This is a genomic window from Saltatorellus ferox (assembly GCA_007751475.1).
Taxonomy (GTDB): Bacteria; Planctomycetota; UBA1135; order UBA1135.
Genome location: CP036434.1, coordinates 895051 through 915928, shown reverse-complemented (window position 1 = coordinate 915928; position 20878 = coordinate 895051). Strand labels below are relative to the sequence as shown.

General features: G+C 67.8%; 17 protein-coding genes. 4 read left to right on the top strand and 13 right to left on the bottom strand.

Going from position 1 to position 20878, the window contains the following annotated elements; translation table 11 throughout:
• Positions 1-35: 35 nt before the first annotated feature.
• The 3 genes from Poly30_RS03430 to Poly30_RS03420 form a co-directional block, all read right to left on the bottom strand.
• Positions 36-1403 carry a nucleotidyltransferase domain-containing protein gene (locus tag Poly30_RS03430; RefSeq protein WP_145194623.1) on the bottom strand — a complete coding sequence of 456 codons (1368 nt, stop codon included), beginning with the start codon at positions 1401-1403 and terminating at the stop codon, positions 36-38.
• 196 nt (positions 1404-1599) lie between these two features.
• Positions 1600-2445: a JmjC domain-containing protein gene (locus Poly30_RS03425; RefSeq protein ID WP_419190905.1), complete on the bottom strand. Its 846-nt coding sequence runs from the start codon at positions 2443-2445 to the stop codon at positions 1600-1602.
• Positions 2446-2479: 34 nt separating this feature from the next.
• Positions 2480-3682, bottom strand: a complete 1203-nt coding sequence (locus Poly30_RS03420; RefSeq protein WP_145194621.1) for a GNAT family N-acetyltransferase — start codon at positions 3680-3682, stop codon at positions 2480-2482.
• A 134-nt stretch (positions 3683-3816) separates the two neighbouring features.
• On the opposite strand from Poly30_RS03420, the gene Poly30_RS03415 reads away from it, so the two are divergent.
• The gene (locus Poly30_RS03415; protein WP_145194620.1) at positions 3817-5010 is read left to right on the top strand and encodes a carboxylate--amine ligase; all 1194 of its coding nucleotides are present in this window, start codon (positions 3817-3819) and stop codon (positions 5008-5010) included.
• Positions 5011-5015: 5 nt separating this feature from the next.
• Here Poly30_RS03415 and Poly30_RS03410 read toward each other — a convergent pair whose 3' ends face one another.
• From Poly30_RS03410 to Poly30_RS03390, 5 genes are read right to left on the bottom strand one after another with little or no spacing between them, the layout of a single operon-like run.
• Complete coding sequence (locus tag Poly30_RS03410) at positions 5016-5999, bottom strand: polysaccharide deacetylase family protein (RefSeq protein WP_145194619.1); 984 nt, start codon at positions 5997-5999, stop codon at positions 5016-5018.
• Between the two features lie 6 nt (positions 6000-6005).
• Positions 6006-7550 (bottom strand): O-antigen ligase family protein, encoded by a 1545-nt coding sequence (locus tag Poly30_RS03405; RefSeq protein ID WP_145194618.1) that lies wholly within the window; start codon positions 7548-7550, stop codon positions 6006-6008.
• Complete coding sequence (locus Poly30_RS03400; RefSeq protein WP_145194617.1) at positions 7547-9055, bottom strand: oligosaccharide flippase family protein; 1509 nt, start codon at positions 9053-9055, stop codon at positions 7547-7549. Before Poly30_RS03400 ends, Poly30_RS03405 begins: the two co-directional genes overlap by 4 nt.
• A 15-nt stretch (positions 9056-9070) precedes the next feature.
• Positions 9071-10438 (bottom strand): GumC family protein, encoded by a 1368-nt coding sequence (locus Poly30_RS03395; protein WP_419190904.1) that lies wholly within the window; start codon positions 10436-10438, stop codon positions 9071-9073.
• A gap of 17 nt (positions 10439-10455) precedes the next feature.
• Complete coding sequence (locus tag Poly30_RS03390; RefSeq protein WP_145194615.1) at positions 10456-11049, bottom strand: polysaccharide biosynthesis/export family protein; 594 nt, start codon at positions 11047-11049, stop codon at positions 10456-10458.
• Positions 11050-11403: 354 nt separating this feature from the next.
• Between Poly30_RS03390 and Poly30_RS03385 the strand changes: the two genes are divergently transcribed.
• The 3 genes from Poly30_RS03385 to Poly30_RS03375 are packed head-to-tail and all read left to right on the top strand — an operon-like array spanning position 11404 to position 15133.
• The gene (locus tag Poly30_RS03385) at positions 11404-12627 is read left to right on the top strand and encodes a sugar transferase (protein ID WP_145194614.1); all 1224 of its coding nucleotides are present in this window, start codon (positions 11404-11406) and stop codon (positions 12625-12627) included.
• Positions 12628-12629: 2 nt separating this feature from the next.
• Entirely contained in the window at positions 12630-13832 is a 1203-nt protein-coding gene (locus Poly30_RS03380) for a glycosyltransferase (protein WP_145194613.1), read from the top strand.
• Between the two features lie 2 nt (positions 13833-13834).
• Positions 13835-15133: a glycosyltransferase gene (locus tag Poly30_RS03375; protein ID WP_145194612.1), complete on the top strand. Its 1299-nt coding sequence runs from the start codon at positions 13835-13837 to the stop codon at positions 15131-15133.
• A gap of 9 nt (positions 15134-15142) precedes the next feature.
• Here the strand turns inward: Poly30_RS03375 and Poly30_RS03370 are convergent, their stop codons facing one another.
• The 5 genes from Poly30_RS03370 to Poly30_RS03350 all read right to left on the bottom strand — a co-directional run bounded on the left by Poly30_RS03370 (position 15143) and on the right by Poly30_RS03350 (position 20868).
• The gene (locus Poly30_RS03370; RefSeq protein ID WP_145194611.1) at positions 15143-16366 is read right to left on the bottom strand and encodes a GNAT family N-acetyltransferase; all 1224 of its coding nucleotides are present in this window, start codon (positions 16364-16366) and stop codon (positions 15143-15145) included.
• Between the two features lie 76 nt (positions 16367-16442).
• Entirely contained in the window at positions 16443-17945 is a 1503-nt protein-coding gene (locus Poly30_RS03365; RefSeq protein ID WP_419190903.1) for a phytoene desaturase family protein, read from the bottom strand.
• Entirely contained in the window at positions 17942-18409 is a 468-nt protein-coding gene (locus Poly30_RS03360) for a hypothetical protein (protein WP_145194609.1), read from the bottom strand. Before Poly30_RS03360 ends, Poly30_RS03365 begins: the two co-directional genes overlap by 4 nt.
• Positions 18409-19143 (bottom strand): SDR family NAD(P)-dependent oxidoreductase, encoded by a 735-nt coding sequence (locus Poly30_RS03355; protein WP_419190902.1) that lies wholly within the window; start codon positions 19141-19143, stop codon positions 18409-18411. The genes Poly30_RS03360 and Poly30_RS03355 overlap by 1 nt, the downstream gene beginning before the upstream one ends.
• A gap of 45 nt (positions 19144-19188) precedes the next feature.
• Positions 19189-20868, bottom strand: coding sequence for a cryptochrome/photolyase family protein (locus Poly30_RS03350; protein WP_145194607.1), 1680 nt, complete (start codon positions 20866-20868; stop codon positions 19189-19191).
• Positions 20869-20878 lie beyond the last annotated feature (10 nt).

Genomic DNA, 20878 nt, shown 5'->3' with positions numbered 1-20878 from the left:
AGGAGAAAAGCTGGAGAGCCAGGAAAACGGGGCGATCAGCGCTGGCGAAGCCTGTTGATCCAGCGGGGTGTCGGAGCATTGGGCGTGCCCAGCGTCACGATCGTTCGCGCCAGACGGCGCGCTCGATAGCTGACGCGGGCCTTGCCCAGAGGTCGAAGTTCATGGGGCACTGGCGTGCCGGTGGATTCGTGCAGCAGCTCGATGGCCTGGACGTCGTTGCGGTTCAGCTTGCGCCCGACGCGCCAGCCGAGCTGGCGGGCAGCGTCCACGCAGGGCACCGCCGCGCCGCCAAGGCTTCCGGTCGCGCCGAAGCCGTCCTCGAGCGCCTCGCTCGTTGCGCGGATCTCCACGCGGAGACCCGTGGGACTGATCCGTTCGATCCGGTCCGCCGACGTCATCGGGCTCGAATCCCGTGGAAAATCCTGCGGCTCGACGTAGCCAGCGGCCGTCAGGGCAGCCGCCATGGCTCCCAGCGAGCCAGGCGTGGTCACGAGATCGACGTCACGATGCTCGCGAGTCGTGAATCCGAGGATCGCGTCGACCCCCCAACCCCGATCGAGCCAGACAGAATGGCCCGTCTCCTCCAGGGTGGCGAGAAGGTCGAGCACGCCCTGAACTTCGGCGTTTCTTCCGCTAGCGAGCTGCGCCACGCGCTCGTCGGCCCTGGACGCGGACGGCGACGGGAGGACGTACTCGCGCTCCTCGGCCGTCGCCTGGTCCCCCGTCAGGCGCCCCACGTGCGCGAGCACAGCGTCGATCGGTCGATCCACGTCGATGACGTGCAGATCCGGGATAACCTCCCGGAGCGCGAGGTACTCTTCGCGGCGCGCTTCCAGCGAGCGAAGCGTGCCTTCCGGCTTCCGCGCGAAGAGCACCTCGGCCGGCGCATCGAGGAGCAGCACACGGCCCGGTCCGCGGTACACCCGACGAATCAGAAAACCGTGGATGCGATCTCCGACGCGGCGCCAGCCGCGCAGTCCGAGCACGTCGGATGCGTAGTAGTCGAGCAGCGGATGGCGATCCTGCACCACGAGTCGACCGCGGGTCTCTGCCCACCACGATACGCACTGTCGATAAACCTCTTCCGGGCCGTTGACGCCGAGGTTGATCAAAGACTTCAGGTGACCCCGCAGCCGCGACGCGGCCCTCGCCGGCCGCTTGCGCAGCGAGTCCAGGTCCGGAGGTCCGGAGACGTGCTTCCTGCCGCCGACCACGCGCTTGCCCAGGAGCCAGAGCCGCGTCGTGAACAGCATGTGCGTCGCAGCCTCCGGATTGGCCCCCATGTAGACATAGGTGACCTTACGCGACGAACGCGCTCGGAGGGCGCGCGCGACGGTGGACTTGCCTGCTCCGTCAGCGCCGATCAGGGTGACGGTCAGGCCACCGGACGATGGACTGCTCAAAGGTTCTCGCCCTGGAATTCCGGGCGACGTGGCGAGGAGAGGGAGTGAGGCGACGGCAGGGGACTCCGAGGCTGCGCGGGGAGATCCCTGCGCAGGACGGAAGCCTAATCACTCCTCTCCTGGCTGGATAGGCGAGTCTGCGCTCGTCTGACGCCGAATTCAGGCAAGCACGCCGCTCACGCGCTTCGGCCACGCATCACAGAAGACGTTTGAGACCGCGTAAGCCCCCGAAAACGCCGTGCTTCAGACGATCGATACCGGGCGATACGCCATAGGGCCGCGGTCTCAATCCGATCCGTCGAAGCTTGTGATTGCACCAAAGCACGCCGTGCTCCGCGTCAGAAGCGCGCGTCTGGAACGTCACGCTGAAGGAGATGGAGACCCCCTCGCCGTTCCTCACGAAGTGCGGCGTATGGAGCGGCACGTGCAGCCCGTCGCCGGGCTTCAGCACGAACGTCTCAGCATGGGCCAGGCTGGCCTCGTCGGCGCGCAGGTTCCGGTGCCCGCCTGCGGCAAAGCGCTCGCGATCCTCGTCGCTGAGCATCGTCCGATCCTCGCGATCGTGGGTGTACATGGTCTTCTGGCCACGCACCTGGATCAGAAAGTTGTTCTCCGGATCGATGTGGAAGGGCGTGACGGCACCCGGCGACGAGACGAAGATGAACCCCTGCGGGCGGAACGGCTCATGGCCGAGTTCGCGCAGCATCGGGGAGAGTTCATCGATGCAGGAGACGAGGAGTTCGCGGTACGCGTCGTCCAGCTGCACGTGCTTGAGCACGAGCCACGACCCACACTCGGCGATCCGACGGATGGTCTCCTCGGCGGTCAGGCCGTTGCTGGGCGTATCCTTGGGATCGATCACGAGCGGCACGGAGCCGGCGTTCCACTCGACGCGTTCGGGAGGAAGAGCCTTGGACAGTTCGATCAGCCGCTCCACCTGGAAGAGTGGATGGTCCGCCAGCGCGTGCTGAAGGCGGAAGGGCCGGTGCCCGAAGTCACCGCGGAAGTCCGCCGCGTCTACTTTGAGTTTGCAGTCGTTCATGGAACCAAAGGGAGGTCGCGAGTCCATCGAGACATCAGGAGTCGGCGGGGGGTCGACGGGCAGCCTTGAGGCCATAGGCGGTCTGGAAGAACCAGAGCTTGCATCGGCTCCAGCGCGACCCGTCGCCGAGCCAGGTCGTCGTGATCATCCGACGGTCGTGCCAGATTCGCTCGATCATCGGATGCCCTGGAATCGCGCACGAGTCCACGTTAGCGAGTCCTTCGCCTCCGTGGAGCCACTCGACCCAGTCGAGTTGAAGAAGGGCTCCGAGCGAGACACCTTGCACCGACTCGTCGTGGGCGATCTTGAAGTAAGCGGCCTCGCTCGGCTGGCCGTTGGAGGCGGCCTGGAGCATGGTCCCCATGGCGACCGCCTTGCCGTCGAGGCGCATCTCGGCGCCGAGGAACCGGCCCTCCCTGGCGAGCGATGTCGCCATGCCACGGAACCAGCGCGCGTCGCGCTCCGACGACTGCAGAGCCGTCCCGGCGCGCCCCTTCCAGCCGCTCGCCTCCAGCGCGAGGAACTCGTCGCACCAGGCGTCGACCGCCTCAGCCTCGATGCGGCCCACCCGGGTCGTGACCTCACCGCGGTCGCCGAGCATCTTGCGCTCCCGCTTCAGGTTCCGACGCACCTTGCGCCCCACCGAACTGGAGATGAACTTCTCCGCCGAATCGCTCGGCCGGAACTCGGCGCGATGGTGCAGGTCCTGATGCCAAAGGGCGCGGCCCTGGGTCCGCGCCACGTCGAGCAGAACTCGCGCGCCGGGCCCGTCGGCGCGCAGGGTCTGGCAGCGGAGCACGTTCCCCACGCCGCCATCGCCGCCGCCTAACGCTTCGTTCAGAAAGAAGCTCCAGACCTCGCTCGCCACCTCGGCCCGAACGAGCGGCGTCCCCTGGAACGCATAGCTGTGCTGCCAGATCTCGGCATGCCCGCGCCGAGTGCGCACCGGGAACAGGCCGGCCAGGACCTCACCCCCATCGGGGTCCTGCCTCGGCCTGGAGAGCACGAGACCGATCCGCACCGAGGCGCCAGCCAGCCCTTCGAGCGAAGGTAGGAGCACCTCGGGTTCGAAGAAGACATTGGGCTCGAGGGCCGTCTCGACCAGCCGTCGCCACGCGCCTTCGTGGCGACGAAGGCCATCGGCCGTAGAGACCCATTCGAGCCGGAACTCGAGGCCCGGTAGGTCCTTCAGACGATTCGTCGTCGTGGCCGCATTCGTCGAGGTGGAGTTCGCCATGGAAGGTGCGGAAGATTACCCCATGAACGGGCCCGGAGGATCTTTCATGTGAGACGCCGCCGCGGAGCGAGTCGCGTTTCGGCCATTCGATCCCCGGCCGATCGGCGTGGCTCCGGTAGAGTCTGCCGCTCGCCATGGCCATCCGCCCTGCCACGCCTGCCCATCTCCCCGTTCTGCTGCTCGGGGGCTCATCGGGACCGCTCGCGGTCGCGAGGGAGCTGCATGCACATGGGGTCCCCGTCCACCTTTCGCTGCAGGCGGGGCGGCCCGAGATGTCCACGAAGAGCGCGGCGGCCACCCATCCGTTCCCATCCCGGGACGGAGCACCTGAAGTATGGCGCAGACTGCTCCTCGGCGACGACCGCGTGCTCCAGCGCGCGGTGGTTTTCCCGTGCGACGACGACGCGGTCGAGTTCGTGGCCGGCGCCCATGCGGAGCTCCGCCGCCATCACCTTCTGGACAGGACCTCGCCGGAGCATCTGGACGCCTTCCTGGACAAGGGCAAGACCGCCGCACTCGCAGCCGGCACCGGTGTGCGCCTTCCTCGGACATGGCCGCTGGACGCAGACGCTGACGAGGTATTTCAGCACGCTCCCCCGGCGGTCCTCCTCAAGCCGATCCACTCCCACAGGTTCCAGCGGGAGTTCGGCAAGGGGGGCCAGAAGCTCTTCATCGCCCACGACCGAGCCGAGTTCGAGGCAGCGCGCGCTCGCCTGCGCGGAGCCGACGTCGACGCGATCGTCACCGAGATCATCCCGGGCCCCGACAGCCTCTCCACCACCTACTACGCCTATCGGCCCCGAAGCGGCGAGTCGCTCTTCGAGTTCACGAAGCAGGTCCTGCGACGCTTCCCGAAGAACCAGGGCCCCGGGACGCTGCACGTCACCACCATCGACGAGGAGATCAACCGCGCCTCGCGCACGCTGCTCGACGCCGTCGGTTTCGCCGGCTACGCCAACATCGAGTTCAAGCGCGACGAACGCGATGGGCTCCCGACGCTCATCGAAGTGAACCCGAGGTTCACCGCCTCGCAGGAGCTTCTGACCCGCGCAGGCATCCCCGCCGCCTGGATCGTCTACCGCTCCCTCATGGCCGCCGATCGGGGGGAGGAGCCTGAAAGGAGCGCGCCTCTGGTCCCCTATCGAACGGGACTGAAGCTCTGGGACCCCGTGCGCGACCTGCGCGCACTGGGCGAGCTCCGCGGACTCGGTGAAACCAGCGTGTTGAGCTGGATTCGCTCCCTTGCGGGCGATCGGGTGCTTCCGCTGTTCCGCTGGTCCGACCCGCGCCCATCGGTCTCGAAGCTGCGCGGCCGAATCCAGCGATAGTCCGGTCACGCGCCGCCGTGTCGGGCCATGAGCAGCCGCAAGCGCACCGCGGCCTCGTTGGCGAGCGGCCCGATCGGCACGCGTCGAATCTGCATCGGGTCGACCGTCGCGACGCGATTGAATCCGTTCACCGTGGTCACCGCCATGTCGATTCCGCAGCGACGAACGGACTCCATGACGCCTTGGGTGTACTGCCCCGAGGGGTAGGCGAAGACCGGCAGAACGGAATCGAGGTTCGCCCGCAGGTCCTCGAAGCCGTGGGCAATCTCCTCCGCCGCGGCCTCGCGTGTCAGCTGGTCCAACATCGGATGCTCGCGCGTGTGGCCGCCGACCTCCAGGCCCCGTCCGACGAGTTTCCGGATCTCGTCCCAGGTCATCACGCGGGACTCGACGATCCCGTCGGGCGCGTCGAGCCGCTCGATGATTTGATCGACCGACTCCATCGCGAGCGTGTGCGACATCTGCTTGATCTCGGCCCGCGCGCGGTTCCACGCCTTGCCGCGTGAAGAGAGCGAAACGACGGTGGTCCCACCGTGAGCCAGCGGGATCTCGACCGAGCGTGCCCGCCCGTGCTTGAACGCTGACTGCAGTCGGTCCCACCAGAACGCTGCCGGCGACGACCCGACGAAACCCGTGGCGATGAACTGGGTGACGGGCAGACCGCGCCGCTCCAGGACAGGCCAGGCCACGTCGTAGAAGTCCCCGTAGGCATCGTCGAAGGTGATCCAGAGCGAATTCGCTGGCAGTTCACCCTGGCCTGCGAAGGCGTCGACCACCATCTGCCCGCTCACGACCTGGCGCCCTTCCAGCAGGACGTCCAGCTGCGCTGCGAACCGCTCGGCGCTCAGGGTCTCGTGGAACATCGCGACGACGAGACAATCGCCGCCCCGCGGACCGAGGGACCGCTCGGCCGCACGAATGCAGGCGGACACAGGGCGCGACTCGAGAACGCGCCGCCGGAGGCGCTTGGGACGTGTGGAATTGGGCATGGCAGGTCAAATGGAGACGACACCTTCCGGTGCCTCGACCGATCGTTCTCCCCTGGCCCGTGCCTCGAGCTCATGGGAGGACGGCTCCACGGGCAGCGTCGCAGCCGCGCTCGCCACTCCCACGAGGAACCAGTAGTAGCGGATGAACGCCATGTGCAGGAAGATTCCGCAAAGGAGGTAGGCACTGATGGCGAGCAGGTAGGCGGTGGCCAGGTGAGCGAGCACCGGATCCTCCGTCTGTTTCGAACGTCGATAGAGCGACAGCAGAATCGTGACGAGCACACCGGAGAATGCGATGAGCCCGAGCGTGCCCCCCTCGGCGGCCACGTGCGGGAAGAGCGTGTGAGCTTCACGCTCGGTGTCCAATCGACGGAGACCCAGCTTGTTCCCGTACTCCTGGCTGTACGAGGCGAACTGGCCAGGGCCGACGCCGAGGACGGGGTGGTCTGCGTAGACGAGCAGGGCCGCGATCACCTCGGTCGCGCGGCCCAGGATCGCACCGTCCGGTGTCGAGGCAGAGGGGGTGCTGCTCGCGAGAGACAGTACGGAACCGATCGTCATCAGTCGATCGCGGTACTGCGGCATGAGCAGAAGCATGAAGCCCGCAGCCAGGAAGAGACCTCCGACCTGGCGCTTGCTGATCGTTCCGACGCTTACCATCACCCCCAGCAAGAGCGCGAACGCCACGGCGTTGCCCCGCGAGAACGTGAGCGCTGATCCGATGGCGCTGAGTCCGACGAGCCCGTAGACGATGCGGCGCATACCGACGGAGCGCTCGGCGCGTGCCAGACCGATGCCCAGCGCGACGAGCACCAGCATGATCTGCCCGAAGCGGTTCTTCTCGCCGATCGGGCCAGCAAGACGCGGCTGACTGCTCCGCCCCTGCGTCGTGATCTCGCCGGTGCTGAAGCCCGAGTCGATCATGCTGAAGCCTCCGAAGTCCGAGTCGAAGTGCCCGGTCGCCTGCTGGAAGAGAGCGATCGCACCCATGAAGCCACCCGCGAGCATGAGCCCCCAGGTGACGCGTCGGAGCGAGTCGCGGTCGCGGATCGCTTGCGAGATCAGCACGAATACGAGAACGCCCTCGATGGCGATGTCGGTGGCCTCGCCGAGCGCGAGCTCCGGCTTGCGCGCGAAGGCGGCCGACAGGAAGCTGAGGCCCGCGAAGAGTGCGAGCCAGGGCATCCCCTTGGAAAGCACAAGGCCACGACGCTCGATCAGCGCCGAACGCAGGATCGGCAGCAGGAGCGCGAGCAAATAGAGCGAGGCCAGCGCCTTCGGCACCCCGTGATCGCGCATGGCCACGACGGGGACGTTCGCCCAGAGCAAGAACGCGACGGCCGCCGCGGTGTACTCGGGGCGAGCGAGAAGGGCGAAGCCGCCGAACAGAACGGCCGCGCCGGCCAGCGCCAGGGTTGGCGCGTTTCCCGCGACGACGCCGAGGAATCCAGCGACTCCGACGAGCAGCCCGAGCACCACGAGCACTTCCGCCCGCGGCATGCCGGCGCCGCTCCGGCCAGAACCCATCGTCGATCGAGTGGAATCGCTCACGCGAGCACCTTCCTGAGCAGGGGCAAGCGCGCCAGTTCCGGGAACGTCTCCAGCAGGTTAAGCGAGGCGCGGCACGACTGCCAGACGGCGAGGATCCCGCCCGCCACGACCAGGACGGCGAGCCACGGCGGCAGATGCGTGAGCGTGACGGCGAAGAACAGGACGGTCGTGACGCCGAGAATCCACTTGTAGGGCCGGAAGAACCCCTCCGGCGGCCGGCCGATCTGGCCGTGTTTCCAGACGAGGAAAGCGTTCGTAAAGTCGTGGGCCAAGAGCGTGGCCGTGGTGGCGATCGCAGCGCCGACGGCTCCGAAGAGCGGAATCAGGATCGCGTTCGTGATCACCGCCGTGACGATGCCAGCCAGCGCGGTGATGCGCAGACTGCGGCTCTCCCCCAGCGCCTGAAGCGTGAGCGTATTGATCCCCAGGATCGCGTGAAGGTAGTAGCCGATCGACATGATCGCCGCCAGCGAGCTGGCGTCGGCGTACTGCTCGCCGAAGAGCGTGGTGACCGCGAGCGGCGACAGGAACACGCAGACCGCGAACACGGGGAAGGAAAGCAGTCCGATCCAGGTCGTCGCGGACCAGTAGGCCTCCGTGAGCTGCCCCTTGCCGCCGCGCTCGAAGCTGCGCGTGGCGAGCGGCACGTAGAGGAGCTTCATCGACTGAAAGACGACGAGGACGAGGGTCGCGAGCGGCACGACGGCCCGGAGGCCAGCCACCTCGTTCGCACCGCGGACGAACTCGAGCACGACGGCGGGCAGGTGCAGGATCGAAACCCCGGCCACGTCGAGGAGAAGCATGGAAAGGCCGTAGCCGAGGACCGGCGCGGCGGGCCAGCTGGCGGGCCGCTTCAGCTTGGACCCGTGCTCTTTCAGAGCCGGGATCAGAATCGCCACGTACGCGAGGACCCCGATAACGGCGGTGACCAGGTAGCAAACCGCGAGAGCGCGCACGCCCTGTCCGAGCAAGATCACCAGGAAGACGGCGCCGAGGCGCATCACGGGCGTCAGCACGTGGCGCCGGAAGAAGATCGCTCGGGCCCCGGCAAAGGCCGCGGTCACCACTTCGAGGATCGCGTCGATCGCCGTGAGCGGCGTGAGCGCGATGAGAAGCAGCAGGAGCTCCTGGCTCAGCAGGTTGTCCGTCAGGTAGCCCTCCCAATGACCCTGGAAGAGAAAGGCGGCACCGATGACGCCCATGCCGAGTGCGGTCACCGTTCCCAGCGACACCAGGATCGCGCCCACGAGGTTTCCGGAGGCACGGTCCTCGCCGTAGAGCGGGCCGAAGCGACTCATGGAGCGCGCCAGACCCATGAGGTTCAGGTTGCCCGCGAGCGCCGTCGCGGAGAGAACGAAGCTCAGGGAACCGTAGGCCTCCCGGGTGAGGAAGCGCACGATCACGACCTGGACGAGGAAGTTGAGCCCGATCGCGACGAAGCGACCCGCCAGGAGGAGCCCGGATCCCCGGAGCTCCGACTTCACATCGGTACCTTGGCTGGTCATCGGACGATCGTCTGGTCAGGACGGCAGCTTGACGGAACCGAAGACCGTCGGTCTCGTCGGAGTCGCTGACTCCGCGCTCGTTTCTCTCTGGAGCTGTTCATCCGCATCTTCGTCGTCCTCGCGCCCCAGAAGGTGCAGGAGAATGACAAGGCTGCCGCCGAGGAACAAGCCAGCGATGGCACCCACGAAGAGTTTCGCGACGAGTCCGATGCCGAGCGGCTCGAGCGGCAGCGTCGGGCGATCGATCACGACCACGCTCGTCACTTCGCCGGCATCGAGCTTCGCGTCGAAGAGCGCCGCCTCGCGGGCTCCCATGGCCTCCTGCAAACGGGTTTCCTCGAAGCTCACCGAGCGATCCAGCTCGCGCAGAGACCGCGCGTGCGTTTCGAGCTGCCGAAGACCGAGGTCGACCTCGGAGAGCGAGGCGACCCAGCGCTGCTCATCCGCTTCGAGGGCGGACAGCTGCTTCTCGAGTCGCTCGGTCGCGAGTCGTTCGCGGCTGACGATCTGGGCTCGCACGGCCTGGACGGCGTGGCTGGAGGGGTAGTAGTTCTCGAGCAGGCGCTGTTCTTCCGCGCGAAGCGTGATGAGGTCCTCATCCTCGGTGAGGACGCTGCCCTCGCCCTCCCCATCGGGAGCCACGCCGCTGGCGAGCTGTCCGCGCGAGGCGCGCAGCTCTTCGATCTTCGTGAGCAGTTCGTCCCTACGGCGAAGGAGGATGGAGCGCTCTTCGTCCGCGTCGAAAATCCCGTTTGCCTCGCGATAGTTCGCGCGGGCTTCCTCCGCCTCCACGAGAGCCTTGCGAACCGCCGTGACGACCTCGTCGGCCACCGGCAGCTGCTTCCCGGAGAACACGTCTAGGTGACGCGCCTGGAAGCGCTCCATCAGCGTCCCGAGGGCCTCCTGGGCGACCATCCGGTCCTCGTGGGCGAGCGCCACGCGGATGACGCTGGACTCGGCCACGCCGGTGGTGCTGAGCGACTTCAAAAGCGCCGCGGCCGCCTTCTGGCGCAGAACCTCGGGCGAGTCGTCGGTCTCCTCGGCCAGGTCAGGAAAGAGGATCGACATACCGACGTAGTCGACGACCTCGGCGGCCAGCTCTCGGCTGCTGAGGATCTCCACCTCCGAGTTGATGGCCTCGTTGAGGCGATACATCGCAGAGGAACGGCCGCTCTGCTCGGCGGGCCCCATGAACTCGCGGCCGAGCTTGATGAGGACGCGCGACTCGCTGACGAAGGTCTGGGGAAGAACGAAGTGCGCGATTCCCGCCGCGATGGGCGTGGCGAGGGCGACGAAGGCGAACGGACGCCAGTGGCGCAAGAGCACGTCTCCGCCCACGAGCTGGAGCAGGCCCTTTCTGGCGGGCCCGTTCCTCTCGGACAAGGGTGGATGGTTCATGATCAGAACACTCCTGCGTCCGGCCGGATCAGGATGTTGAAGGGAAGATTCTTGCGGATGTACTGGTCGACCCAGACGTTCACGTTGGCGATGCCGGAGCGAGGCACGAGGAGCAGGTCCGACGGAACGAGGCGCAGGTGACCGGTCTGGTCCCGGCCAGCGATCGTGGCCTTCAGATCGAGAGCGAATACCCTTCGCCCTCCGTTTTCGAAGGCACGAACGAGGAGAACATTGTCCAACGCGGCGGACTCGAGGGTGCCGCCGGCCTGAATGAGCGCCTCGAGCGGCGTCGTGGGGCCGGTGAGCACGAACCGACCGGGGTCCTTGACCTCACCTCCGACGTGGACGGCCCGACCTTCGAAGCCGGTCATGAGGACGGAGGCCTCCGGGTCCTTGATCTCCGCCTGGCAGAGTCGCTCGATGTCGACCTCCAGATCGGCCGGGGTTCTGCCGCTGGCGCGGATCCTGCCAGCCAGCGGGAGCTGGACGAAGCCGTCCGGCCCGACCGTCACGGTCGAGTCGAGCTCTGGGGTTCGCCGGAACTTCACGTCGAAGGTGTCTCCGGGCCAGAGCTCCTCGTAGAGAGTTGGACGCATATCCGACCCCCTGAGCAACCAGGGCGGAAGCGCATCGCCACCGGGAGATGCACAGCCAGTCCAGGCCAGGGAAAAGAGGACCAGGGCGGCCCACGCGGATCGTGGAGTGATTGAACGCAACTTCTTGGGAGGAGGTAGGTGACTGACCGGCGACGCGCCAATGCGGTGCTCGCCGAAACACTACCCCGCATGGAAGTGGGATGACCGGCGGAGTTCTGCGATCGGCGTCTCCCTATCAAGTTGGGTCAATTCCACTGACTGGCCGTTCATCTTGGCGGGTCCATATCGATCCATTCATGAAGAATTTGCCCCCGGTAATCCGCCAAGGAGGCGCCAGGCGCTTAGCCTCCTTCCATGCCCCCGCACATCGCCAAGCCCCATACGGACGATCTGTCGCACATGGACGGATCCGCTGATCCCCGACGAGCCATCTCTCCAGGAGAGCCCGGGCGCTCTCTCGGAGAGCAGCCTGAGCCGTACGTGAAGCCCGTCTCCTCGCCCCTCGCTCCCCTGGGTCCGAAGCCCATGCCGGAGATCCATTTCCCCGACGACCCACTCCCGTCCTCGTCCGGACGACGCATTCTGGACGTCGCGGTTGCGGCGTCGATGCTGGTCGCAGCGGCCCCCGTTCTCGGCGTGGCGGCGCTGATGGTGCGTGTGATCGACGGCTCACCGGTGTTCTACCGCGGGACACGCCTCGGGCGAGGGGCCCGTGCCTTCCCACTGGTAAAAATCCGCACGCTCAAGACCGACGCGGAATCCAGGATCGGGGGTCAGCTCCTGACCGACTCCCACGACCTGAAGACCCGAACCGGCGGCTTCCTCCGGGAGACTCGCCTGGATGAGCTGCCACAGCTCATGCACGTGATCCGCGGTGACATGAACCTCTTCGGCCCCCGCCCGGAAAGGCCCGAGGTCTACCACCAGAAGTGCTCGACCATCCCCCACTACGCCGACCGTTTCCTCGTACGCCCTGGAGTCTTCGGCTACTCCCAGATCCTGACGCCCCACGGGACTCCCAAGCGAGTGCGCGCCGTCATCGATCGACAGTTCGTGCACTCCCCGCGCTCGTCGGCCTTCGACCTCGCGCTCCTCGGCCTGACGATCGGTTCGCTCCTCAAGGAGACGGGCGTTCGCATCAGCCGCTTCGGCAAGAGCAAGTGGGACCAGCGCATTCGAGGTATCTACCGCGAGCAGCGCAAGGAACGCCGGGTGGCGCCGCCGGTGCCCACGACGGTGGCCCGGGAGAGCTACGCGGACGCCCGAACGCTCGAACTGCGTGACCTGACCACGACGTCGTTCTGCGCGCGGAGCCAGGGCGAAGTCGACGTGTCCGCTGGTTCGATCGTGACGCTGGTCATCCAGCAGCCCGGCACCGGCGTGGTTCGTCGCGCGCGCGTCGAGATCCTCTCCAGCAACGCCCGGGTGAGTTCCGAAGGCGGAGCCGTCGTGGCGAAGTACCGACCCTGCAGCGAAAACAGCCAGTACGTGATCGAGCAGTACCTCTTGAACAAGAGTATCGTTCAGCTCCCGGAGCGGATGCGCCGCCACAAGCGGCACCTTCAGCCTTCTACCTGAACATGATCACCAGCGTCGGATGGGCCTTCATCAGCATCGGACTGGTCGGGCTCCTCCTCGTGACGCTCGGCTACCCGATGCTCGTGCGCATGCTTGCGGCGGTACACGGTCGCAGCGAGCGCTCAGGCACGACCTCCGCCAGCTCCATGGCGGCGCCCACGGTCACGATCATCACGGCCATGCGCAACGCGGAGGCGCTCCTGCCCGCGAAGATCGAATCGCTCGCGGAACTCGTCGATCCGGGATCCGGAATCGAGGTCGTGCTCTCTTCGGATGGATCGACGGATCGCACCGTCGAACTCGCCCGGGCCGCGTGTGATTCGCGGGCGAACTGGCACGTCCTCGACGAGCCAGAGCACCTCGGCAAGCACTGCGCCCTCCACGCCGCCGTCGCCCGCGCCACCGGCCAGATCCTCGTCTTCACGGACGTCGACGCGGTCCTGGAGCCCGAGGCCGTCGTGCACCTCGTGGGCGCCTTCTCGGGCCCGGAGATCGGCGGCGTTTGCGGCCAGCGCATGATCGGAGAAGCCTCCGCGTTCGCGAGTTCGTCCCAGGCCAGATACGTCGAGCTCGACAGCGGACTCAAGGGTCTGGAGAGCCGCATCGGCAGCATCACCTCGAACGATGGAAAGCTCTACGCCATCCGCGCGGACCTCTACGAGGAGATCCCCGGCGGGGTCACGGACGACCTGTTCGCGAGCATGAGCGTGGTCCGGCAAGGGCGGCGCTTCCTCTTCGAAGGGAGAGCGCGCGCCTGGATCCGCACGCCCTCCCGGAGCCGGGCCCACGAACTCGGGCGACGCCGCCGCATCGTCTGCCGAAGCTTCCGCGGCATGTGGATCCAGCGCGCCGTCCTCAATCCGTTCCGCACGGGTCTCTACGCGGTGGGCCTGCTCATCAACAAGATCGGCCGTCGGTTCCTGCCCTTCTTCCTCGCTCTGGTCTTCCTGGGCACCGTGCTTCTGGCGTGGACCTCGAAGGTCGCCCTCGCCGTGGCGGTGGCTCAGACCGTCGGCCTCGCCGTCGCCTGGCTCGGCCCACGCTTCCTTCCGAAGCCAGAGTCCGGTCGCTCGTTCGGCCTTCTCGGGAAGGTCATCTCCCTGGCGCACTATGCGCTCGTTGGATTCGCAGGCACGTTTCTCGGCGTCATGGATTTCGTCATGGCCCGCCAGGTCACCCGCTGGGACCCGATCAAATCGGATTGAGCATGTCCGCACCGACCACGGAGCGCGTTGCCTACATCGTCTCCAAGTTCCCCAAGCTGACGGAGACATTCGTCCTCTACGAGGCGCTCGCCCTGCGCGACCTCGGCGTGGAGATCCACATCTTCCCGCTCGTCCCGTACGAGGAGAAGGTCGCTCACCCCGAGATCGAGTCGCTTCAGAAGAACGTCCATCTCGTGCCGCTCGCCTCCGGCGCGGTCCTCGGAGCCGTGCTGCGCCTCGCGGCGCTCTCGCCGATTCGATTCGCGAGGAGCGTCGTGTCGCTCTTTCGCGGCAGCGGCGGAAGCCTCGGCCACTTCGCCCGGGGGCTGGCCATCTTCCCGCGAGCCTGCTGGATCGCCCAGCAGCTGAAGACCGACCGCTTCGACCACGTTCACGCGCACTTCGCCAACCATCCGGCACTCGCTGCGCGCCTCGTCCACGACCTGACGTCGATCCCCTACAGCTTCACCGCCCACGGATCCGACCTGCACCGCGACCCGCGCGGCCTGCGCACCAAGGTCGAGGCGTCGAGCTTCACCGTCGCCATCTCCGAGTACAACAAGCGCTTCATCCTCGAACGGACCGGCGAGGACCTGGCGCCGAAGATCGACGTGCTCTTCTGCGGCGCCGACCTCGGGCGGTTCCAGGACGAGAAGGCGTCCGCCGCTGCGGATCCCGCGGCCCCGGATGCCGGAACCCCAGATCCCCGAAACGAGTCACAGCCCGCGCGACCGTTTCGCATCGCCTGTGTGGCCGCGCTCCGCGAGGTCAAGGGACATACGCACCTCCTCGCCGCCATCGAAACGGCGCGGAGCCGCGGCGTCGACGTGGAGTGCGAACTGGCGGGCGAAGGACCCCTGCGCGCTCGGCTGGAAGCGGAAATCCAGACCCGTGGACTCGAGCACAGCGTCCGGCTCCTCGGCGCCTGCCAGCGGGAGGAGATCCGCGCGCTGCTCCAGCGGTCGGACGCCATCGCGCTGACGAGCATCCTCGATTCGTCGGGGCGCCGCGAGGGCATCCCGGTCTCGCTGATGGAAGGGATGGCCGCTGGCCTGCCCGTGATCTCCAGCCGCCTGTCGGGGATCCCCGAACTCGTGACCCACGGCGAGTCTGGGCTCCTCGTTGACCCTGGCGACGAGGAAGGCCTGGCCCAGGCGATCGAAACGCTCCGCGCGGACCCGGAGCTCCGCCAGCGAATGGGTCGCGCCGGCCGCCTACGCGTCGAGCAAGACTTCGACCTCGCGGAGAACGCGGCGGCGCTCGCGGACAAGATTCGCGGGGCGATCCTCGCGGCGCGCTGACGGGCGGGACTACTTCTTTCCGAGCGCTCGCGCGCGCCGGAGGAGGCGCTTGGTCGCGACCCAGCCGGGCTCCAGCCTGGACCTGCGGACGGCCGCGCGAACGCGAACCCCGGTCGCGCCGAGGGCCAGCCGCACGCTGGAGCGATCGACCGCGCCGCTGTAGAGAGCCTGGGAACCGGTGGCGAAGCCTGACTTGTAGCGCTCGTCGCCGTGCCCCAGTTCGAGCACCTCGATCCCGCGTGCATGGCACTCGCGGATGAGGTGCAAGAGAAGCGACAGCCCGGGGGAATGGGCCGCGAACAGAGGCGCGTAGGTGGGAATCCACCAGTGCATGCGACGCTCGTCCGCCAGGCCGAAGTGGGCGGCCACCACGTGATCGCCAGCCCAGAGAACACTCATCCGACCGCGCCCATCGAGCTGCGCTGGATCCTCGCGATCGACGACGTCGTGGAGGCTCTGCACCGTGTCCGCAGCCCAGCCTTCCTGGAGAATATTGTAAGAACCCGAGCGAAGCCGCTGATCCGCCTTCCAGGCTAGGAGCTGCGCGAGGATTTCCCGGTCCTGATGGTCGTACTCGAAGCGGAGCGGCCCGATCTCCTTGGCCAGCTTTCGCTCCTTGCGCAGGGCCTGCTTGAGCTGGCTGGTACTCCCCAGGAGGCCGCCACTGCGCAACCCCTCGACCCCCTGGTCCGTCCGGATCAGGTGAGACGTGGTCTCCTCGAAGACGAACGACGGCGAGAGCACGTCTCGCTGCGGGCAGCGCCGGAAGCTCCAGGAGCGAAGACCCGCGCCGATCAGCATCTCCCGAAAGCCGCCCGGATCGAGGGCTCCCACGGGTCCGTGGACGTCGCAGAGGCGACCGCCGAGGGGCCGCGCTCTCCCGCGACCGCTGACGTGCACGGGCAGGAAGCGGCGCGGCTCGTCGCCGACGAATCCAACGATCAGGCGAACGTCGGGCCGCACGCTGGCCATCGTCGCCGCAAGGGTTGGGCCCAGGAATGGTGAGGCGAAGCCGCCGCGAACGTGCTGGTCCTGAAGCGCGGCCTGCCATGCCGCGCGAAGTTCGTGGGAGAGGGATTCGGAGCCCTTCAGGGCGAAGAGCCGGTAGCTGACTGGCCGTCCCGGGGACCCAGGCGACCTGGTGGGCTCAGCGGGCACAGGGCCTCCCGGGCTGCTATTGCAGCTCCGGGTGGTGGTCTCACCACCCGCGGCCAGATCCTGTGGTTCTTCCATGACGCCCGGGGGCGGAAGTCTACTTCACACGATCGTCACCGGCAGCCGCGCATACTCTTTCGCTAGCTCCGGCTGCTCATCGGGAGACTCTCGCGACCATGGGTGAACGCAGCACCGAGTCGGCCACGCGGGCGCCCCCGGCCGCGACCGCCAGCGTGCTCTGCCCGGGAAAGACGCTATCGCCGACGAGATGAAAGCCCTCCGGCAGCTTCCGCCCGAAGACCTCGCGGTACTGCCCCAGACCGGCGCGCCGCGGGATCCCGCCGACGAGCCCTTCGCTGCGCCCGGTCCAGCGCTCGAACGTCCGCGCCGAACCCGTGAACTCGCGGGCGACGCAGGTCCACTCCGGGGCCAGCTGCGCGATGGTCTCCCGCATCCGGCCCTGGACCGAATCCACGTACTCCGCTTTTTCGCCTTCGTCCATCGCTCGGATCTTGGGTACCGGGATGTGAGTGGAGACGGTCATGCGCCTGAGCCCTTGATCCACGGTCCCCTCGCCCCGCGCCCCGATCGAAACGAAGACGTGATTGCCTTCGAGTAGCGGACTTCCTGGATCTCGGACGAGCTCGAGGTGCCGCGCGCTCGGTCCCGCATCACGCGGCGGCAGGACGGTGCGAAAGAGCATCGCCGCGCTCCAGCCGTCCTCGACGCGCTTCGCCATCGAGGCGAGCATCGGGTCCCGTTCCAGGCCAGCGATGCGGGCCGCGTCCTGGGGTAGCGCGTTGAAGAGAACGTGCCTGGCGCTGAACGAATGGCGGCCCGCCTTCACGCTCCACGTTCCGTCCGGAAGGCGCAGGGCGCGCTTGACCGGCGCGCCGAAGTGCACGTCGGCGCCGAGGGCCTCGACCGCCCGCACCATCCCCCACGCCAGCTCGCCGATACCGCCCTTCACGTGGACCGCGCCGCGATGGTGATAGTCGAGGGCGGCCAGCGCGAAGGGCGCCTCCGCACCGCGCACGCCGCACTGCACCGTGATCTGGCACTGGCTGTCGAGCCAGAGAACGAGCGGCTCGAACTTCGTCAGCCCGAAGCGCTCCAGCACGCTCCATAGCGTTCGCCCCGCGAGCCTCGCCAGCGGCAGGTAGCGCGGCAAGCGCGCCGCGTGCCGTAGCACCTGAGAGGGCGTGAGCGGCGGCAGGAGCCGCAGATCGTCGAGCGTCGGCCAGAGCGCGGCGGCCACGCGTTCCTGGAGCCGGGCGAAGCGTCGGAGCGCCTGGACCGGCGCGCCGGGCAGGGCCTCGAACTGTTTCCAGAGAGCGGCTCGATCGCGACGGGCCTGAATCACGCCGAGGGGCGAGCGCAGCTCCAGAGGCGGATCCAGTCGCTCGTATTGAACGTCCATGGCGTGCCGCTCGATCCAGGTTCGAAAGAGCTGGCCCTCGTCGAAGCCCGAGAAGAGCGTGGCTCCACCCTCGAAGTGGTCGCCCTCGTGCTCGAAGGTGCAGGCGCAGCCGCCTGGGTACTGCAGCCGCTCGACGAGCGCCACCTTCGCGCCGTTTTCGGCGAGGTGCAGCGCGGCTCCGAGGCCGCCGAAGCCCATGCCGACGACCACGGCGTCGTAGCTCCTGGTCTCGGTCACGCGCCTGACACCGGAGACTGCAGCGCGGAGGCCCAGCGTACCACGAGCCATGCGATGAGGAGCCCGCGCGCCGTCCATGCCAGCGTACGAACGAGATTGCTGATCATCAGGCCCCGGTGCGCAGCGACATCGAAGCCGCCGCTCTCGAGGCGTCCGTGCTGGGGCACCGAGAAGAGTCCAGTATCTACCCAGGCGATGCCGAGCAGCAGAAGTGCCGCGAGCCATAGGCGCGCGTCAGTACCGGCCGGCGGATGGAGCCAGAGGTACACGGACCCCGCCAGCTCGGCGAGCATCAGAGGACCGACCACGAAGGTGATCCGGTGCATGTGCTGCTCGTGGTACTGCCGAAAGCCTGATTTCACGTACGCGAACAGCGGGTAGTGCACCACCTGGATGGTCCAGATCAGCCCGACCATCGCCCAGGTGACGGCGGCGTGGGAGATGAGAATCCAGGCGGCAGCCATCAGCGGGAGCGGACCGTGCCGAGCCCTCCGTCGACGCCGAGGATCTGCCCTGTGACGAACGACTGGGCGGGATCGAGCAGCCACTCGATGGCGCTGGCGACCTCGTCGGGCTGGCCGATGCGACCGAGCGGGTGCATGCCGCGGGAGGCTTCGAGCGCCTTCTCCGAGCCGGTGATGGATGCGGCGAGCGGCGTATCGATGAGCCCGGGCGCGACGACGTTGACGCGGATCCCGGCGCTTGCGTAGCTGGCCGCGGCCGAGAGCGCGAGGCCCTGCACGCCCGCCTTGGCGGCGGCGATCGCCTCGTGGTTCGGAAGGCCGGTGCGGGCGGCGGCGGTGCTCACGAGCACGATGGAGCCGCCCTCCTTGCGCAGCGCCTTGGTCGCGGTTTGCACGACCGCGAACGCGGTGCGCAGGTTCACGCGCACCGTCTGATCGAAGTCCTCGATCTTCATCATGTGCGCGGGCCGCAGGAGGATCGAGCCGACCGAGTTCACGATCCCGTCGAAGCGGCCGTGGGTCTCCAGGCAGAGATCGATCAGGGATTGAACGTCCGCGGGCTCCGCCGCGTCGATGCTCCGGAAAGGAGAGTCGACGCGGGACCCCAGCGCTTTCAGGCGCTCTTCGTCACGCGCACCGAGAACGATTTTCCCACCGCGGGCGTGGATCCGATCGACGAGGGCGGAACCGATCCCGCCCGTGGCGCCGAGCACGATGTAGGCATGTCCTTCCATGGGGCTCATTTCGCTGCGGCGCTGCGACCGGATGCGCGGGACGGCCTACGAATCCAGCGCGTCCTGGACCCCTTCCGGGGTGAGGGAATCGCCCCGACCGAGGACCTCCGTCACGTGCTCGAAAACGCGGGCGTCGGCCGCGCGCTTCTCCTCGGACCGCTTCTGGAGGCTCCGGAGCGGCATGGCGATGCGCTGATTTCCCTCCAGCTCCCCGGCGTGCCGCGCCAGGAACGCCCAGTAGAGGTGCGTGATCGGGCACGTCTTCTTCGGATGAAAGGCGCAGGCCCCGCAGAAGTCACTCATCCGGTCGATGTAGGCCGACCCGGAGACGTAGGGTTTGGTGGTCATCACCGAGCCCGCTCCGTAGGTTCCCATGCCGAGGACGTTGGGCTCGACGACCCAGTCGTAGGCGTCCACGTAGGCCGCCCAGAACCAGTCGGTGAGCTGGCGGGGCGAGAGATCCAGGAGCGTGCCGAGGTTCGCGAGCACCATGAGGCGCTCGATGTGATGGCCATATCCGCTTTCGAGAACCCGCGCGACCGAGAGGTCGAGGCAGTCGAGGCCGGAGCGTTCGCCCCAGTAGGCGGGCGGGAGATCCCGGGCGGATCCCAGAGCGCTCGGGGCGGCGCCGGCGTCCGCGCCGTTCTCCCATGCTTCACCGGTCCAGTGCTTCCAGCCCGCGTCGCCCTTCGGCTTCGACTCCCGCGGCGTCCCGTCGGGCAAGTCGCGGAAGCCGTCCGTGGCGCGGTGCACGTGCCGGACGAACTCGCGCCAGCCGAGCACCTGACGAACGAAGCCCTCCCGGCTCGCGATCGGTGCGTCGAGCTCCGCCACGTCCTTCACGACGTCGCGAGGGAGCAGGCGGCAGAGATGGAGCAGCGGCGAGATGCGCGTGTGGAAGAGGCTTGCTTCCTCGCGAGCCATGGCGTCCTCGAACGGGCCGAAGTATTCCATGCACTCCTCCAGCGCCCACTGCCACAGGCGATCGACCTGGCTCTTGCGCGTCGGCAGCGAAGCGGGATCGAGCTGGCCCGGATGGCGGGAGTACCGCGACTCGATCAGCGCTGCAACCTCGTCCTCGATGTCGCCGGGGCGAAAGCGCGGGACCTCAGGCGCAGGCGGATCGCCCGGCCAGCTCTCACGGTTGTCGCCGTCGAAGCTCAGCTGGCCGCCCTCGAAGTCCTTGCCGTCCATCAGGATCCCCGTACGACGTCGGACGGCGCGATAGAACCGATCCATGCGCCAGGGAGGCTCGGCGCCGGTCCCCTTCGTGAAGTCCTCGGGCGTGGTGAGCCAGGCCTCGTGGGGCACGGCCTCCAGCAACCCCTCCTTCACGAGTGGCTCCAGCTCATGGCGCAGCTCGCGCTCGGCGGGCTCCATGTGGACGAGCGTGCCGAGTTCCTTCGCGGCGCGCCGGAGCGGCTCGGCGTAGCCCTCGCCATCCTCGGAGACGAGGTAGCGCACCTCGACGCCGCGCTCGGCCTGCTCCAGGGCGAAGCGTCGCTGGTTCGCCAGGATCAGGAACAGCTTCGCCTTGTGGTAGGGCCGCCGCGCCGCCTTGGCCGGACTCTCGATCAGGACGATCCCGAGGTCGCGGGGCGTCGGCTCGGAGAGCGGACCGATGGAATCAGAGAGCTGATCGTAGGGTACGTAGATCCAGCGCCGATCGCGGCCGGTCTCGACGGACTCCAGCGCCTTCTTCAGTTCACGGCCGAAGACCTTCATCGTGCGTCCA

Excerpts from the sequence above, each read along its gene's own strand:
- Poly30_RS03390 (WP_145194615.1), bottom strand. The coding sequence starts at position 11,049 with ATGCGTCCAACTCTCTACGAGGAGCTCTGGCCCGGAGACACCTTCGAC.
- Poly30_RS03400 (WP_145194617.1), bottom strand. The coding sequence starts at position 9,055 with ATGACCAGCCAAGGTACCGATGTGAAGTCGGAGCTCCGGGGATCCGGG.
- Poly30_RS03370 (WP_145194611.1), bottom strand. The coding sequence starts at position 16,366 with ATGGAAGAACCACAGGATCTGGCCGCGGGTGGTGAGACCACCACCCGG.
- Poly30_RS03360 (WP_145194609.1), bottom strand. The coding sequence starts at position 18,409 with ATGGCTGCCGCCTGGATTCTCATCTCCCACGCCGCCGTCACCTGGGCG.
- Poly30_RS03385 (WP_145194614.1), top strand. The coding sequence starts at position 11,404 with ATGCCCCCGCACATCGCCAAGCCCCATACGGACGATCTGTCGCACATG.
- Poly30_RS03420 (WP_145194621.1), bottom strand. The coding sequence starts at position 3,682 with ATGGCGAACTCCACCTCGACGAATGCGGCCACGACGACGAATCGTCTG.
- Poly30_RS03375 (WP_145194612.1), top strand. The coding sequence starts at position 13,835 with ATGTCCGCACCGACCACGGAGCGCGTTGCCTACATCGTCTCCAAGTTC.
- Poly30_RS03350 (WP_145194607.1), bottom strand. The coding sequence starts at position 20,868 with ATGAAGGTCTTCGGCCGTGAACTGAAGAAGGCGCTGGAGTCCGTCGAG.
- Poly30_RS03380 (WP_145194613.1), top strand. The coding sequence starts at position 12,630 with ATGATCACCAGCGTCGGATGGGCCTTCATCAGCATCGGACTGGTCGGG.
- Poly30_RS03415 (WP_145194620.1), top strand. The coding sequence starts at position 3,817 with ATGGCCATCCGCCCTGCCACGCCTGCCCATCTCCCCGTTCTGCTGCTC.
- Poly30_RS03425 (WP_419190905.1), bottom strand. The coding sequence starts at position 2,445 with ATGAACGACTGCAAACTCAAAGTAGACGCGGCGGACTTCCGCGGTGAC.
- Poly30_RS03410 (WP_145194619.1), bottom strand. The coding sequence starts at position 5,999 with ATGCCCAATTCCACACGTCCCAAGCGCCTCCGGCGGCGCGTTCTCGAG.
- Poly30_RS03355 (WP_419190902.1), bottom strand. The coding sequence starts at position 19,143 with ATGGAAGGACATGCCTACATCGTGCTCGGCGCCACGGGCGGGATCGGT.